The 15,682-nt window shown below is 70.3% G+C and carries 12 protein-coding genes; 5 read left to right on the forward strand and 7 right to left on the reverse strand.

Features of this window, described 5'->3' with window-relative positions:
- Positions 1-107: 107 nt before the first annotated feature.
- Positions 108-1,718, forward strand: a complete 1,611-nt coding sequence (locus tag KLK06_RS18675) for a gamma-glutamyltransferase (protein ID WP_214636741.1) — start codon at positions 108-110, stop codon at positions 1,716-1,718.
- A gap of 50 nt (positions 1,719-1,768) precedes the next feature.
- Here KLK06_RS18675 and KLK06_RS18680 read toward each other — a convergent pair whose 3' ends face one another.
- Entirely contained in the window at positions 1,769-2,716 is a 948-nt protein-coding gene (locus KLK06_RS18680; protein WP_214636742.1) for an MBL fold metallo-hydrolase, read from the reverse strand.
- 116 nt (positions 2,717-2,832) lie between these two features.
- Here KLK06_RS18680 and KLK06_RS18685 point away from each other — a divergent pair, with 116 nt between their 5' ends.
- Complete coding sequence (locus tag KLK06_RS18685; RefSeq protein WP_214636743.1) at positions 2,833-5,838, forward strand: WD40 repeat domain-containing protein; 3,006 nt, start codon at positions 2,833-2,835, stop codon at positions 5,836-5,838.
- Between the two features lie 275 nt (positions 5,839-6,113).
- Positions 6,114-7,811: a DEAD/DEAH box helicase gene (locus KLK06_RS18690; protein ID WP_214636744.1), complete on the forward strand. Its 1,698-nt coding sequence runs from the start codon at positions 6,114-6,116 to the stop codon at positions 7,809-7,811.
- 69 nt (positions 7,812-7,880) lie between these two features.
- Here KLK06_RS18690 and KLK06_RS18695 read toward each other — a convergent pair whose 3' ends face one another.
- Both KLK06_RS18695 and KLK06_RS18700 read right to left on the reverse strand, forming a co-directional pair.
- A complete protein-coding gene (locus tag KLK06_RS18695) occupies positions 7,881-9,107 on the reverse strand; it encodes a cytochrome P450 (RefSeq protein WP_214636745.1) in 1,227 nt (408 codons plus the stop codon).
- 38 nt (positions 9,108-9,145) lie between these two features.
- Positions 9,146-9,742 (reverse strand): ABATE domain-containing protein, encoded by a 597-nt coding sequence (locus tag KLK06_RS18700; protein ID WP_214636746.1) that lies wholly within the window; start codon positions 9,740-9,742, stop codon positions 9,146-9,148.
- Here KLK06_RS18700 and KLK06_RS18705 point away from each other — a divergent pair.
- A complete protein-coding gene (locus tag KLK06_RS18705; protein WP_214636747.1) occupies positions 9,711-10,148 on the forward strand; it encodes an alpha/beta fold hydrolase in 438 nt (145 codons plus the stop codon). The two genes, KLK06_RS18700 and KLK06_RS18705, sit on opposite strands and share 32 nt — an antisense overlap.
- Before the next feature lie 277 nt (positions 10,149-10,425).
- On the opposite strand, the gene KLK06_RS18710 is transcribed toward KLK06_RS18705, so the two are convergent.
- Positions 10,426-10,599 carry a hypothetical protein gene (locus KLK06_RS18710; RefSeq protein WP_214636748.1) on the reverse strand — a complete coding sequence of 58 codons (174 nt, stop codon included), beginning with the start codon at positions 10,597-10,599 and terminating at the stop codon, positions 10,426-10,428.
- 163 nt (positions 10,600-10,762) lie between these two features.
- On the opposite strand from KLK06_RS18710, the gene KLK06_RS18715 reads away from it, so the two are divergent.
- Positions 10,763-12,592: a glycoside hydrolase family 97 catalytic domain-containing protein gene (locus KLK06_RS18715; protein ID WP_308168330.1), complete on the forward strand. Its 1,830-nt coding sequence runs from the start codon at positions 10,763-10,765 to the stop codon at positions 12,590-12,592.
- 42 nt (positions 12,593-12,634) lie between these two features.
- On the opposite strand, the gene KLK06_RS18720 is transcribed toward KLK06_RS18715, so the two are convergent.
- Genes KLK06_RS18720 through KLK06_RS18730 form a run of 3 tightly spaced genes read right to left on the reverse strand, consistent with a single transcriptional unit; the run spans position 12,635 to position 15,580 of the window.
- Complete coding sequence (locus tag KLK06_RS18720) at positions 12,635-13,465, reverse strand: carbohydrate ABC transporter permease (RefSeq protein WP_214636750.1); 831 nt, start codon at positions 13,463-13,465, stop codon at positions 12,635-12,637.
- Positions 13,455-14,354, reverse strand: coding sequence for a carbohydrate ABC transporter permease (locus KLK06_RS18725; protein ID WP_214636868.1), 900 nt, complete (start codon positions 14,352-14,354; stop codon positions 13,455-13,457). The genes KLK06_RS18720 and KLK06_RS18725 overlap by 11 nt, the downstream gene beginning before the upstream one ends.
- Entirely contained in the window at positions 14,321-15,580 is a 1,260-nt protein-coding gene (locus tag KLK06_RS18730; RefSeq protein ID WP_214636751.1) for an ABC transporter substrate-binding protein, read from the reverse strand. Before KLK06_RS18730 ends, KLK06_RS18725 begins: the two co-directional genes overlap by 34 nt.
- Positions 15,581-15,682: the final 102 nt, after the last annotated feature.

The following is a 15,682-nucleotide window of genomic DNA, read 5'->3' on the forward strand; positions in this document are numbered from 1 at the left end:
GGGCAAGCCGGGATCGACCGGGGCTGGCGGAGACGCAGGCACGTATGGAGAGGCCGGATCGACCGGAGTCGACGGCGACGCGGGCTAGCCAGGAGAGGCCGGTCACCATGCCGCATCAGGCGGGTGGGGGGATCGCCATCGCGGCGCCGCACCGGGCGGGCGTGGCGGCGGCGCGGGAGATTGTCGCGGCCGGGGGCGGGGTGGTGGACGCGGCGCTGGCCGCGGCGGTGGCACTGACCGTCGCCTACCCCCACCAATGCTCGATAGGCGGCGACCTGGTGGCGCTGATACGGACCCCGGACGGCACGGTGCGGGCCGTGCTGTCGATGGGCGCCGCCGCCCAGTCGATCGACGTGGCGGCGCTGCGCGCCACCTCGCCGCGCATGCCGCCGGGCGGCCCGCTGACCGTGACCGTTCCCGGGGTTGTCGCCGGCTGGGCGGCGCTGGCGGACCTGGGCGGACACCTGCCGCTCGACCGGGTACTGGCACCGGCGGTCGCGCTCGCCCGCGACGGCGTGGCGGTGAGCGACGGCCTGGCCAGAGCCATACGAGCCAGGCTCGACGTCGTCAGGGCCGACCCGGGCCTGTCCGCACTCCTGCTCGGCGCGGACGGCGCCCCGCTGCCGTCCGGTGCCGCCCTCCGGCAACCCGCCCTGGCCGCGACCCTGGAGGCGGTAGCCGCGGACTGGCGCTCCTTCTACACCGGCGAGATCGCGAATCGCCTGGTCAGCGGCTTGCGCAAGCTGGGCTCCCCGCTGCGGGCGAGCGACTTCGCCGCCCACCGGGCCGAGGAGTGCGAGCCGCTGCGGCGCGAAGCCGGCGGCATGACGTGGTGGGCGGCCCCGCCGCCGAGCCAAGGCGCCTCACTGCTCGCCGTCCTCACCGCAATGGACGCGCACCCGGATCTCACCGCGACGACCGCGATGGGTGCACGTCCGGATGTCACTGCGACGACCGCGCACCCGGACGCGACCCGGTGGCGTGGGCAGAGGCTGCTCGCGGCGGCTCGCACTGCCGAATCGCGCAGGGACGCGCTGCTCGGCGACCCGAGGATGGGCCCGGTGGACCTGGACGGGCTGCTGCTCCTCGACACGGAACGCACCGTCGACCGCCTACCCTCAGGACCGAAACCTGCCGGGGACACGGTGGCGATCACTGCCGTGGCCGCGGACGGCAGCGCGGTCACGTTGATCCAGAGCGTGTTCCAGAGTTTCGGCTCGGGCCTGCTGGAGCCGTCCACCGGGGTGGTGCTGCACAACCGCGGCTCTGCCTTCAGCCTGGTGCCGGGCCACCCCGGCGTCGCGCGCCCGGGAGCGAGGCCGCCGCACACGCTCTGCCCCGTTCTCGGCACCAGCGCCGACAACGTCGTGGCGCTCGGCTGCCAGGGCGGCAGGGCACAGCCCTGGATCCTGGCCCAGGTGGCCGGCGACGTGGCGGCCGCGCGTAACCTGTCCGCCCTCCTCGCCCGTCCCCGGTGGGTGATCGGCTCACGCGACCTCGGCCTTGACGACCCGACCCTGGTGCTCGAACCCGGCGTACCCGATGCGGACGCCCTGGCGACCACGGCCCGCGACCTCGGCCTCGCGCTCGCCGAACTGCCCGCGCTCCATGACGACGCGGGCCACGTCCAGGTGGCCCGGCTCGGTCGCGGGGGACTGGCCGCAGCCAGCGACGTGAGGGCGGACGGCGCCGCGTCGGTGATCGGCACCGGAGCGTGATGGACGGCGCTGTACGTCACGGACGGCACCGCGAGCTTCGACTGGTACGACTACCAGCATGCGGCGGCGCATCCGTGCTGATGCTGCTCCGGCAGGTAGCTCTCAGAATGGGCCCACACCAGCACATTGGTCACGCCTTCCCGCTCGAAGAAGGCGAGAACCTCCTGATCCGAGTAGCGCAGGCTGAAATGGGTGAGGACGAAGAGGTTGTCCGGGTGCGCCACGACGAACGGCCTGAGCTCGCTCCACACCGTGTGGCCGACGCGCCGCGCTCGATCGAGCTCGGCGTCGTCCAGATACGTGCACTCGGTGATGATCACCGGATGGTCGAAGAGCCCGGGGCTGCGCCCGAGCGCGCTCGCGTGCGTGTCGCCGAGGTAGGCGAACAACGGCCGCTGGACCTGCCGGTCCACCGCGATGCCCCGCTTGCGCCTGTCCGCGATCAGCCGGCCGAACTCGGCGGCGCCGAGCGTCGCCTTGAGCTCCTCGATCTCGGGCATGAGGGCTCGCCGGTTCTCCGCGACGCAGTAACCGACGCTGGGCACCTTGTGCTCGGACTCCAGGACCCGGACCGTGTGGGAGCCGTGCTTGCCGAAGCGGAACTCCGCACCCGGCCGTACGCCGTGCACCCGGGCCCCCGCCGCGAGAGCCGGGTCGAAGGCGGCCACCTGGTTCAGCTCGGTCGTGGCGCGCAGGTAGTCGCGCACGTACGGTAACGCCTCATCGGGCACGTAGATGTCGACTCCGGTCGATCGCGTCGCCAGGAAGTCGAGATCCTTGGAGTGGTCCAGATGCGTATGCGTCAGCAGCACCGTGTCGACCTGACGGCCCTCGGCCAGCCCCGCGTCGAGGGCGAGCTTCAGCTCGGGGACGTGGAAGAACGTCTTGTCGTTGGCGCGCGAATAGCCGGTAAGGGTCAGCTGGGTCCCGGGCAGCTTCCACGTCTTCCACTGCCGGAACGGATGCCCGCGCTCCAGGCGCTCGGGATGCACGATCATGGCGGGCAGAATATCGGCCGGTAGAAGGCGAGCTCCGCGGCAAGAACCGCCGTGCGGGCGGCATAACCGCCGAACAAGAGGCGAAATGTCGGTCATCTCCACTACGGTCGCTTGGCATGATCATCAGTGGCAGCCAGATCGTGCTGGCCGGGCGGTTCGGCCGGCTCTCGAAGGATGAGGCCAAGCGCGGCCTGGAGGCGTTGGGCGCGAAGGTGACCGCTTCGGTCTCGGCGAAGACCGACCTGGTCTTCGCCGGGACGCACTCGGGGGCCAAGGCGGGTCCGGCGGCGGTACGCGGCGTTCCGATCTACGACGAGGACGCGCTGGCGGCCGTGCTCGAAGGCCGGGAGCCCGGCACTCCGCCGCCGTCCCCGCCGTTCACCGGCATCCCGGACGAGCGGATAGGCCCCGACGAGGCCCTCGACACCCTCAAGAACGCCGACTGGTCCGCGTTCACCCCGGAGCGCGACGCCGTGCCGCTGCGGGACGCCCTCCAGGCTCTGGAGCAGGTCCACGGCGTCACCGGCGCGCATCGCCTCGCGACCGCCCGGCTCCGCGACGCGGGCGCGCTGCTGCGCCACTCCGACGTGCACCACGGCCGGTTGAACGGCCACGCGCTCAGCCCGGACGGCCGCCACCTCGCGGTCGGCAGCCGGCCCGGCGACGACTACGACCGCGGCGGTGTCCTGCAGCTCTTCGAGGTCGCCACCGGCCGCTGCGTCCACGCGATCGACGGCATCATGGGCGGCATCGGCTTCCCGGACTACACACGCAGCCTTCAATGGTCGGCGGATGGCAGGCGCATCGCGCTGGAGTACAACACCAACGCGACCGGCGTGTGGGACCCGTTCGGCACCGCCCACGAGCCGATCGCGGGCGCGTTCTTCCTCGCCTCCGGCAGACCGTTGGGCATGGCCTTCGCCCCCGAGGGCAGGCGCGCGTTCGTCTACGGAGGCGAGTCGGACTTCCTGCGCAATGTCATCGTGGCGATGCACCAGGGCTCGGTCACCGGGCCACCGGACGCTAACCAGGAGGGGACGGAGCCGATCGAGTTCAGCGGACCGTCGGCCCAGACCCGGAGCGACGAGCCCGAGCTCATCCTCAGCCGGGCGTTCTGGTCGCGCGACGGCTCCCGTGTCTACGGAGAGGCGACGGACGAGTACGCGGCGATCTCGCTCGATGTGGAGAAACGGCAGATCACCTGGATTCTGGGCCTGGAAGAGGAGCAGGACTCGGCGCCGCCCGAGTGGAGCCTGGACGAACGACTCCTGGCCCGCCAGCGCGACGGAAAGCTCATCATCGCCGACGCGCTGACAGGTGAGACGACGGCGGAGCTTCCGGGCTACCCGGGCGCCGACGTCCTGTGCTGGGGGCCGGGCGGCCGGCTGGCGGTGGTGGACCCGGCGGCCGGGATCGTCGGGATCATCGACGCGACGGCCGGCGAGCACCGGCACGACCTGAACGTATCGGCGGCCACCTCCAACCCGCGCGGCTGGGACGCCCGGTCGTGGGCCTGGTCGCCGGACGGTGAGCGGGCCGCCTGTGTCACCGCCGACGGGCGGATCGAGATCTGGTCGCTCGGTGAACGCCCCGAACGGCCGCGCGTCCTGGACGGCATCAGCGGGGATCACGGCTTCGGCCTGGAATGGCCCGCCGACGACGTGCTGATCGCGATCGGCCCGCACGCGGTGCGCTTCCTGAGCCCCGAGACCGGCGAGATCGTGGCCGACCATCCCTTCCACCACGCCCCGGCCGCCCGTCGCCCGCTCTTCCTCACCGGCCGTGACCTCGGCGACCAGCTCCGGCTCAACCCGACGTTCGCGCTGGACGAGGACACCTGGGCGGTGGCGTTCGAGGACGGCACGGTCATCGCGCGGCCGGGCCGGGACGGCGATCTCGACGGTCGGCTCTGCTGGTCCATCGCCCGCCGCTTCGCCTGGCCGTTCCGCTGGGGTGAGCGGAGAATCTTCCCCGACCCCGCCCACGCGGGAGTGGGGGCGGCCTCGCCGGAGACCGAGCGGCTGCTGGCGCCGTTCCGGGGACGTGGCAGTACGGCAGAGGCGACGGGGACGTGGCCGCCACCCGACACCGCCACCGTCACCGATCTGATCACCGTGGTCCGGGGGACTCTCGTCGACCTGACCGTTCATGACTCGGTCGTCCACGGGGAGTGGATCGTCAACACACTCCAGCAACTCGCGATGATCTGCGCCCGGCGGGGCGAGGCCGCCGAAGCCCGCGAACTGGCCCTCGCGATGCCAGAACACCCGCGACGTCTCGGACACCTCGCGCGGATCGCGCTCGCGCTCGGCGCGGCCGGTTTCGGCGCCGAGGCCGCCGCGGTCTTCCCCTACGCCGACAACGATCTCGCGGACGGGTGCGACGCGGCGGACATGGCGGCGGTCGCCGGGGCCTGCGCGGTCCTGGGGCGGCATGAACGCTCCGAGCAGTGGTTCGCCTCTGCGCGCGAGGCCGCCGACGCCCACCGTTCGAACTGGGACGTCCGCCTGCCGCTGGTCTGGGCGCTCACCGAGTGCGGCCGGGAGCAGGAGGCCCGCGTCGTGCTGGACGAGGGCGTGGGCACTCCGAGGGGCTGGAACCAGGGCGTGCCCTGGCTGGTCTGCCTGCTCAGGCGGGGCGAGACCGAGCTGGTGCGCGAGTTGATCGGGGAGCGCAGCGAGCCGAAGGACCCCGAGAAGCCGCACGCCAATGGGGTGCGCTGGTTCGACGCCTGGACGGCAGCCCGCGCGCTCACCGTCTACGGGCAGCCGGATCTGCTCCGGCTCTGGGGCGAGATCAACTGGGCCTCGGTGCGGGACGACCTGCCCGTGGCCGAACGGATCGCGGCCGAGGGCAGGCCCACCGGCCCGACCTACGGCCAGTTGACCGATCTCGCCGCCCAGCACGCCAGGCTCGTCAAACTCTCCAAGGCGGCGAAGCGCCGCGAATCAGCCCAGGTGGCCCGGAACGCGGCGGAGTGCGGCCACATCAGCGCCGTGCTCGACCTGCTGCCGTGGACGGGCGAGCCCGGCAAATTCGGCCTGGACGGCAACGCCCGCACCTGGGTCGCGCTCAGCGCCCTGCGGACCGTCGCGATCGGCGTGGACGTCGACGTGTGGTGAGTCTTGAGGCGATTAAGCCTTGTACTCATCGCGGACACGTTTTCGAAGGCCGCCTCAAGATGTTTCCCGGCCCTTTGCAAGGATAGAGCTGCGATATCGCCCTCGGTGGGACGGCGACGACTGCCGTGCTGGGCGGGGATGAGTCCGCACCCCTTATGCTCCCGTTCTGGCCTGTCGTCGGCGGGGGAGGGGTTTGGGTGCATCGAGGCCCTTCCCAGGAGAGGACCGGCGGCGGGGATATCAAAGTAAATGTGGAAGTTCGTGAGGAGTCGGCGATGACCATGAACGCAACCGGCGGCGAGGCAACCTTCGCCGATCTGGGGCTCCGATCTGAGCTCCTGGATGTGCTGTCCGCTCTGGGTTACGAGGAGCCCACTCCGATCCAAGGAGAGGCGATTCCCCCGTTGGTGGCGGGGCGTGATCTGCTCGGGCAGGCGGCGACGGGCACGGGGAAGACCGCGGCGTTCGCGTTGCCCGTGCTTCAGCGCATGTCCCACCCCGGTGACAATGCCGGGCCGGTGACGCTGGTGCTTGTGCCCACACGTGAGCTGGCCATTCAGGTCTCGGAGGCGTTCCATCGGTATGGCCGCACGCTCGGGACCCGGGTCTTGCCGGTCTACGGCGGAGCGCCCATCGTCCGGCAGTTGCAGGCGCTAAAGCGCGGCGTGGACGTCGTGGTCGCGACACCGGGACGGGCCCTCGACCTCATCGGCCGGGGATCGCTCGACCTGCGGGGTCTGCGCACGGTCGTGCTGGACGAGGCGGACGAGATGCTCGACATGGGGTTCGCCGACGACATCGAGGCGATTCTCGCCGAGACTCCGGAGGACCGCCAGACCGTGCTGTTCTCGGCGACGCTTCCGCCGCGCATCGATGGGATCGCCCGCCGCCACCTGCACGACCCGGTCCGGCTGGAAATGGGGCATGCGACGGCGGAGGGGCGCGAGGCCACGCCGTTGGTGGAGCAGAGCGCGTACCTGGTCGCCAGGGCGCACAAGCCCGCGGCGCTCGGCCGGCTGCTCGACATCGAGGCACCGGCGGCCGCGATCATTTTCTGCCGCACCCGTGACGAGGTCGACCAGCTCACGGAGACCATGAACGGGCGTGGACACCGTGCCGAGGCGCTGCACGGTGGGATGGAGCAGGAGCAACGCGACCGCGTGATGTCACGGCTGCGGGCCGGGACCGCCGACCTGCTCATCGCGACCGACGTGGCCGCGCGAGGCCTCGACATCGAACAGCTCACGCACGTCGTCAACTACAACGTCCCGTCCGCGCCCGAGGCGTACGTCCACCGCATCGGCAGGGTGGGCCGCGCCGGCCGCGAGGGGGTGGCTCTGACCCTGGTGGAGCCACGCGAGCACCGCATGCTCAAGGCGATCGAGCGGGTGACCAAGCAGCGGATTTCGGTGGAGCGGCTGCCGACCGTCGCCGACCTGCAGGCGCGCCGGATGGAACTGACCCGGTCCGCGCTGGAGGAATGCCTCCTGCAGGACGACCTGGAGTCCTTCCACGTCGTGGTCGAGTCGCTCACCGATGAGTTCGACCTCATGGAAGTGGCGCTCGCCGCCGTCAAGCTGGCGCACCAGGCCAGTGGGGCCGCGCTGGACGAGCAGGAGATTCCCGAGGTGGCCCCGCGGAGCGTGGAGAAGCGGCGTGAGCCCCGGGACGCCGGCCCGGACGGCGCGCGGTACGGTCGCGCCCCGGCGGGTGGAATGGTGCGGCTGTTCTTCAGCGTGGGGCGCAGCGCGGGCATCCGGCCACAGGACCTGGTCGGCGCGATAGCCGGCGAGTCGAGCCTGAGCGGACGCGACATCGGCGCGATCGAGATCGCCGACCGGTTCTCGCTGGTGGAGGTGCCGCAGGCCGCGGCCAACGAGGTGATCGCGGCCCTCCGGCAGGCCACGATCAAGGGAAGGAGACCGACCGTCCGCCGCGAGCGTGAAACGCGCAGCAGGCCGACACGACGATGAGGCCGAGCCGCATGGCACAGGCGTAACAGGCGATACCCGCGCTCGGACGGATGGCCGGGCGGCGGGTGCTCACCACTGGAGCTGGAGCGCGAGCGGGCCTCGGTGGTCCAGCGTGCCGCGGTAGTCGATCCGCTGGTCCGGTACGAGACGGAGATCGGGCAGGCGTTCGGCGAGCAGGCGCAGGGAGATCTCGATCTGGCGGCGGGCCAGGCCGGCCCCGGGACAGTAGTGGGCGCCCTGGCCGAAGACCACGTTGGCCTGCGGAGGCCGGGTGATGTCGAACTCCTCGGCCCGTTCGAAGGCCTGCTCGTCACGGTTTGCGGAGGCCAGGCAGAGGGCGATCTCGGTGCCGGCGGGGAAGTCCCGTCCGCCGAGGCTGGTGTCGGTGGTCGTCACCCGCAGGAAGATGTGCGTCGGGGTGTCGTAGCGGGCGATCTCTTCGGCCGCGTTCGGCGCGAGGTCGGGCCGTTCGCGGAGCAGCCGCCACTGGTCGGGCTGGGAGAGCAGCCGGAGCAGGCCGTTGCCGAGCAGCGCCGAGGTGGTGATGTGGCCCGGCAGGGCGACCCCCAGGATCAGGCCGACGAGTCCCGCCTCCTGCTCGGCGGTGAGGGAGGCGTCACCCGGGGCGTACGCGGCGATGTAGTCGCTGATCAGGTCGTCCCGGGGCGCGGCCCGGCGATCGGTCACGTACCGCATGATGAGCCGCTGGAACCGGACCCAGGCCCGGGCGCACTCGATCCGCTCCTCGTCCGACCTGAACTGATGCCCCATCCCCATGGCCGCCGCGGCACGGCTGTCGTCCCCGAACGCCTCGCTGTCCTCCTCCGCGAAGCCGACCAGCCGGGCGGTCACGTCGACGGGGAGTCGGTTGGCGTACTCCGCCATGAAGTCGACGTGGCCGTCCTTGGCGAAACCATCGATGAGGCGCGAGGCCCGTTCGGTGATGTACGGCTCGATCGCGGTGACGCGCTCGGGGGAGAGGGCCGCCGCCGCGGGTGCGCGTAATCGCCGGTGCGCCTCGCCGTCCATCGTGATGAAAGCCTCCCGCTGCGGGAAGCCCTTGGCCAGTTCCTCGAGGACCGCCGGGGGGAACGGCGTGTACGGCCGCAGGGTGTTGGCCGAGGAGAAGGTCCGCCCATCGCGCAGGACCGTGCGTACGTCGGCCATCTTCGTCACGACCCAGGCGCCGATCACCGGAGAGAAGAACAGCGGCTCTTCCCGCCGTGCCCTCGCGTAGAAGGGATAGGGATCGAAGTGGTGCGCACGGAGCGGGTCGTAGAGATCGCCCAGGGACATGCCCATCACCTCTGCCCGGCCGCCGGCAAGTGCCCTGACTATAGCTCGGCTCCGCCGGGGTGTCCCTCCTCGGCGCCATCTCGTGCCGCCTTGAGGTTGGCCTTCTTCACCTTGTTTCCGCAGGTCGCCATGGAGCACCACCGCCGCCGCCGGCCGCGGCTGGCGTCCACGAAGAGCCCTCCGCAGGTGCGCTGCTCGCAGCGCTTGACCACACCGTCGCCCTGGCCGCCGAGGGTCGCGACGGCGTCCAGCGCGACGATGGCGAGCGCGGCGCGCACGCGGTCGGTGCCGGGGAGCTGCCATCGCGCCTGCCCGCCGGTGAGGATGAGACGGGCCCGGTGACGCGCGGCCCAGCGGTTGAGCAGCTCCTCGTCCGCCGGATCCGGTACGCCGCCCGCGGCGATGGAGGTGCCGGCCCGGTGGATGGCCTCGCGCAGGTCGCGGGCGTCCCGCAGGAGGGCGTCGGAGACCGGCGGGTCCGTGCCGTCGCCGATTCCGTTGGCGGTGAGCCAGGCTCGCAGGTGTGCCGGGGTGGCGAGCCGTTCCACTGGCGCGCCGCGCCGCTCCGAGAGCGTGGCGACGAAACGGAACGCGAGGATCTCGTTGCCGAGCCGGAACCCCTCAGGACCGCGCATCGCCTTCAACCGCAAGCGGTCCGTCAACGAACTGCTCGTCCGTGGCCGCGAGCACATCTACTACGGCGACCAGTTCCGCAACAAGGCCGCTCGGCCGCTCGCGGAGTCCGCGGTCGGCTTCTACGTGGAGACCCTCGCCCGCGACCCCGAAGCGCTGCGCGCCAGCTTCGACTACTACCGGGCCACGGACGACAACATCGCCCAGAACAACCGGCGCAAGCGGCATCCACTCACCACGCCGGTCCTCGGCGTCGCCGGAGCCCGCGGCCAGGGCGAACGCCTCGCCGCCCTCCTCGGCCCCGTGACCGAGCGGCTCGACAGCGTCGTGCTCCCCGACTGCGGGCACTACGTTCCCGAGGAGTGCCCCGACGCCCTCCTCGATCACCTCCTCCCCTTCCTGCGCTGATCTCGCGGGCGGCGGTCCCCGTCCGGTTAGGGGAGTCCCCAGGCGGGCGCGCTGCCGTTGGCCGGGACGTCTCGTGGCCTTGAGGGGCTTCGGCCTTGCCTGGTGATGAGCGCCGTCGCACCTCTGCGCAGCCGGAGCTCGATCGTGTCCGTCCCCCCGGTAGGGGAGGCGGTTGCCGCGCTCGTCGCGTACCTCGAACGGGCCCGTGATGCCGTCCTGGAGCCGCAGTGGCTCGCCCGCCTCACTGCGGATCCTGATCCAGTCGGTACGCCCCTCACTACGCGAGGACCAGCATGTCGAGCACCGACTGGGCGGCGGCCAGCGGGCTCTCTATGGCCAGGTTGCTCCCCTCCCGGTACATGGTGTTGGGGGTGATGGCGCAGTTGTCCACGATGTTGCCGTCGGTGAAGAAACGCAGGTAGGACAGCGCCTCCTCCGGGTTGCCGATCATCACCCCTTGCTCGTTGCGGTGGTACGGCAGCAGCCGCGCGAGGATAGAAGATCTAATCCCATGACCGCCCCTGTCAAGAACCGTGGCGAATTCAATTCTTGAAGAAGTTAATTACGGCTACAATCGGTTGCAACCCCAGCCCCCCGGGAGGCACCTGTTGAACGTGATACTCACCGGCGCGTTGCTGGCCGGACTGCTGACAGCTCCCGCCACCCCCACCGACACCTGGACCGTCAAGGCCCCCGCGGGCGGCCCCGTCGCCACCGTCCACCTCGACCCGCAGGGCAGCCCCTCCGTGGCCGTGTCGCGGGGCGGAGCGGCCGTGCTGGCTCCCAGCCCGCTCGGCGTCACCACGGAACAGGCCGACCTCACCACCGGCCTGAGCCTGACCGGCCGCTCCAGCCGCCTGGCCGTCGAGAAGTACTCCACCACGGCGGGCAAGCGCCTCGATCGCCTGTCCGTGATGAACGAGACCCGCTTCCGTTTCACCCGCGGCGACGTCAAGCTCGACCTGGTCGTCCGAGCCGCCCGCGACGGCGTCGCCTACCGCTACGAGCTCCCCGGCGCGGGCGCCGTCCTCGGCGAGGCCTCGGCGTTCGCGGTTCCGGCCGGGTCCACCGCCTGGCTGGCCGGGCATCGCCGCGACTACGAGAACCCGTTCATCCAGTACGCCGACGTCCCTCCGGCGGAATATCAGCTGCCCGCCCTGTTCGGGGTCGGCCAGAACTACCTCCTGCTGGCCGAATCGGCGCTGAACGGCTCCTACACCGGCCCCCACCTGGTAAGCGACCAGGGCACCTACAAGATCGCCCTCTGGGACGCGCGGGTGCCCTACGACCACGGCCTGACCACGCCCTGGCGGGTCATGGTCACGGGCGACCTCACGACCGTCACCGAATCCACCCTCGTCGACGACCTCGCGCCCGGCTCCCGGCTCGCCGACACCTCGTGGATCAAGCCGGGCAAGGTGCTTTGGAGCTGGCTGGCCGGTGGCCGGAGCGTGCAGCAGAGCCTGGAGCGTCAGAAGGAGTTCGTCGACTACGCCGCGCAGCACCGCTGGCCGTACGTGCTGGTCGACGCCGGCTGGTACGACGATCCGGTCACCGGCGAGCGGGCCTGGACGGATCGGACAGCCGACTTCACCTGGATTCCCCAGCTCGTCGAGTACGGCAGGACCCACGGAGTCGGCATCATGGTGTGGCTGCGATTCTCCGACTTCGACACCCACGACAAGCGCGTCCAGCGCTTCGGACTGCTGCGCCAATGGGGTGTCAAGGGCGTCAAGCTGGACTTCATCGACTCCGAGGCGCAGGAGCGGCTGCAGTGGTACGACGGGACGCTGCGCGACCTGGCCGACAACCAGCTCATGGTCAACTTCCACGGCTCCACCGTGCCCAAGGGGATCAACCGGACCTGGCCCCACGTGATGAGCATGGAAGGGGTGCACGGTGCGGAGAAGTCCTCGAACCTGACCACCAGCCACCTGGCGGCCTTGCCGTACACCAGGAACGAGATCGGCTCGATGGACTACACGCCGATGGCCTTCCAGCGGCCGAGCCGGCCCACCTCCGACGCTCACGAGCTGGCCTTGTCAGTGGTGTTCGAGTCGGGGCTTACGAACCTGGCCGGGTCACTGGAGGCCTACCGGGCGCGGCCCGAGGCCGAGCGCTTCCTCGACCAGGTGCCCACCGTGTGGGACGAGACGCGGCTGCTGTCCGGAAGGCCCGCCGACCACACGGTGATGGCCAGGCGCAGCGGTGACCGCTGGTTCATCGGCGCCGGCGTCTCCGGGGCGGCCCGCACGCTCCAGGTGCCGACGGGCTTCCTGCGGGGGCGCTGGCTCGTGGAGGTGACCAGGGACGGCGCCGACGGTCTCGTTCGCGAGGCGCACGTGGTACACGGCGGCACGCTGGCCGTCGAGGTCCCGGCCGAGGGCGGTTTCGCCGCCATCGCCTGCCGCTGGCGGCCCGGCCTGACGACCTGCGCCCGCTGAGAACGCCGGTGTGGCGGACCGCTGGACGCGGTCCGCCCCACCTCAGCCCTTGAGGCCCGTGGTCGAGATGCCCTCGGTGATGCGACGCTGGAAGATCAGGAAGAAGCCCAGGATCGGGACCAGCGACAGCACCGCCATCGCGAGCATCGGGCCCCAGGAGGAGCCGCCGCTGGAATCGAGGAACGCCCGGAGCGCGAGCGGCACCGTATAGGTGGACACATCGCTCAGATAGACGAGCTGGCTGAAGAAGTCGTCCCACGTCCAGATAAAGGTGAAGATGGCGGTCGTGATCAGTGCGGGCCGCGATAGCGGCAGGATGATCTGCCAGTACACCAGGATGGGCCCGCACCCGTCGATGCGGGCCGCGTCGTCCAGCTCGCGCGGCAGCGATCGGATGAACTGCACCATCAGGAAGATGAAGAACCCGTCCACGGCCAGGAACTTCGGCACGATCAGCGGCAGGAACGTGTCAATCCACCCGAGGTACTTGAACAGCGTGTACTGCGGCACGATCAGCACGTGGATCGGCAGCATGATCGACATCATCATGATCGCGAACCAGAGCTTCCTGAACCGGAAGCTCAGCCGGGCGAAGGCATAGGCCGCCATCGAGCACGACATCACGTTCCCGATCACGGCCGCCCCGGCGATGAGGAACGAGTTCGCGAAGAACCCGCTGAAAGGCACGCCCAGCGCGGTCCACCCGGTGGCGTAGTTGTCCGCGACCACGGTCTCCGGCACCAGCCCGGGATCGGCGAAGATCTCGTCGTTGGGCTTGAACGAGGCGCTGATCAGCCAGAACAGCGGATAGAGCATGACGAGCGCGCCCACCACGACCAGCAGGTGGACGGCCCAGCGACGGCTAGTCGGCATAGTGAACCCAGTACCTCGCGGAACGGAAGGCCAGTCCGGTGAAGGCCGCGGTCACCAGGAGGAGCACCCAGGCCAGCGCGGAGGCGTAGCCCATCCGGAAGTTCCCGAAGCCCTCCTGGTAGATGAACAGGGTGTAGAACAGCGTGGAGTCGGCCGGTCCGCCGGTGCCGCCGCTGATGATGAAGGCGGGGGTGAACGCCTTGAAGGCGTTCACCGTCTGCAGGACCAGGTTGAAGAAGATGATCGGGCTGAGCATGGGCAGCGTGACGCGGAAGAACGCGCGCACCCGTCCGGCGCCGTCCACCGCCGCGGCGTCGTACAGCTCGGCGGGGATCTGCTTCAGCCCGGCCAGGAAGATCAGCATGGGCGAGCCGAACTGCCAGACGTGCAGCACGATCAGCGTGTAGATCGCGTACTGGGGAGTGGAGATCCAGCTCGGCCCCACGATCCCGAAATGTCGCAGGCCATCGTTGATCAGGCCGTCCGCCCCGAAGATCTGCCGCCAGAGGATCGCGACCGCGACGCTGCCGCCCAGCAGCGACGGCAGGTAGTAGGCGGCGCGGTACACCCCGGTGCCCCGCATGGGCCGGTTCAGCAGCACCGCGACCAGGAGCGCGAACGCGCCGGACAGCGGCACGGAGAAGACGACGTAGATCAGCGTGACCCGCACGGCGTTGACGAAGTGCGGATCGTCGGTGAGCATCCTGGCGTAGTTGTCCAGCCCCACGAAGGACGGAGGGGTGAGCAGGTCGAAGTCGGTGAACGACAGCGCCAGCGAGGCCAGGATCGGCCCGCCGGTCAGCAGCAGCAGGCCGGCGAACCACGGCAGCAGAAACAGGTAGGCCGAACGTCCCTCTACTTGAGCACTCGTCCGGCTTCTTCGAAGAATCGGGACACCCCCTGATCGATCGTCAGCTTGCCGAAGCCGATCTGCTGGTTGATGTTCATGAGCACCTTGTTGTGCAGCTCACCGGCGCCGAGCGGCTGCGGTGGAGGGAGCGGGCCGATCTTGTCCTTGATCGAGTCGATGTAGCCGTAGACCAGTTGCTCGGACGGCGACGCCTTGGGCCGCAGCGCGGTGCGGATCGCGGCCGCGGGCGGGATGCCGCGCTCGGAGCCGAGCTGGGCGGCCACGTCCACGTCCGAGACGAGCGCGTTGACCAGCGCCACCGCGTCGTCCTTGGCCTTGCTCCCGGCGCTTACGGTCAAGAGCATGGAGGGCTTGTAGTACTGGCCCGGCTTGTCGCCCGTCGGGAAGGTGTGGATGCCGATCTCGTCCTTGGTGAGCGACATGTAGGCGGTGAGCTGGTTCGACCAGGCGAAGTCCATGACCGCCTTGCGGGTGGCGACCAGGCTGTTCTGCACGTCGCCCAGCGCGGTGGCCTGGACCTCCGGCGGCGTGGCCGCGCCGGCCTTGCGCAGACCGTCCCAGAAGGTGAACCACTCCTTGAGATCGTTCTCGTCGTAGGCCAGCTTGCCGTCGGGGGTGAAGAACATCTTGCCCCGCTCCAGCAGCCAGTTCTCCAGCGCGCCGCCGTCCTGGGCGCCGTCCTCGGTGCCGAAGACGCCCTTGCCCGCCAGCTTCTTGGCCAGCTCGCCGTACTCGGGCCAGGTGAAGGTGCCGGGGATCTCCACTCCGCGTTCGGCCGCCAGGCTCTTGTTGACGATGAGGGCCATGGAGTTGATGCCGAAGTTCACGGCGTACTGCCTGCCGTTGATCTTTCCCGCGTTCACCACGTCGGGCTCGAAGCCGGACAGGTCCAGGCCCTTGCCGACGTACGGGCCCAGGTCCAGCAGGCTGCCGCGCCTGGCGTATTCGCCGAGGTAGGAGTAGTCCATCTGGATCACGTCGGGGGCGTTGCCGCCCGCGGTCTGCGTGGCCAGCTTCTCCCAGTACCCGTCCCAGCCGGAGAACTGGGTCTTGATCTGGACACCGGGTTTCTTCTTCTTGAAGGCGTCGATGGCCTTCTGCGTCGCGGTATGGCGTGCCGTGCTGCCCCACCAGGCGAACTGGAGGCTGGCACCCGAGCTTCCGCCTCCGGCGCAGCCGGTCAGCGCGAGAGTCGCGGCGGCCGCGCCGACTTGGAGGAATCCTCGTCTGCTGAGAGTACTCATGCGGGGGTGTCCGTCCATGAACCGGGCAAAATACTTAACTCAGGACGTTAATTGGGCCGTAACATGGCGTCAACGCCGAGCGGCAAACGGTTGCAGGTTTGA

Source organism: Nonomuraea sp. NEAU-A123 (assembly GCF_018603905.1).
Lineage (GTDB): Bacteria > Actinomycetota > Actinomycetes > Streptosporangiales > Streptosporangiaceae > Nonomuraea.

Excerpts from the sequence above, each read along its gene's own strand:
- KLK06_RS18730 (WP_214636751.1), bottom strand. The coding sequence starts at position 15,580 with ATGAGTACTCTCAGCAGACGAGGATTCCTCCAAGTCGGCGCGGCCGCC.
- KLK06_RS18700 (WP_214636746.1), bottom strand. The coding sequence starts at position 9,742 with ATGCGCGGTCCTGAGGGGTTCCGGCTCGGCAACGAGATCCTCGCGTTC.
- KLK06_RS18685 (WP_214636743.1), top strand. The coding sequence starts at position 2,833 with ATGATCATCAGTGGCAGCCAGATCGTGCTGGCCGGGCGGTTCGGCCGG.
- KLK06_RS18720 (WP_214636750.1), bottom strand. The coding sequence starts at position 13,465 with ATGCCGACTAGCCGTCGCTGGGCCGTCCACCTGCTGGTCGTGGTGGGC.
- KLK06_RS18690 (WP_214636744.1), top strand. The coding sequence starts at position 6,114 with ATGACCATGAACGCAACCGGCGGCGAGGCAACCTTCGCCGATCTGGGG.
- KLK06_RS18695 (WP_214636745.1), bottom strand. The coding sequence starts at position 9,107 with ATGTCCCTGGGCGATCTCTACGACCCGCTCCGTGCGCACCACTTCGAT.
- KLK06_RS18680 (WP_214636742.1), bottom strand. The coding sequence starts at position 2,716 with ATGATCGTGCATCCCGAGCGCCTGGAGCGCGGGCATCCGTTCCGGCAG.
- KLK06_RS18675 (WP_214636741.1), top strand. The coding sequence starts at position 108 with ATGCCGCATCAGGCGGGTGGGGGGATCGCCATCGCGGCGCCGCACCGG.
- KLK06_RS18710 (WP_214636748.1), bottom strand. The coding sequence starts at position 10,599 with ATGATCGGCAACCCGGAGGAGGCGCTGTCCTACCTGCGTTTCTTCACC.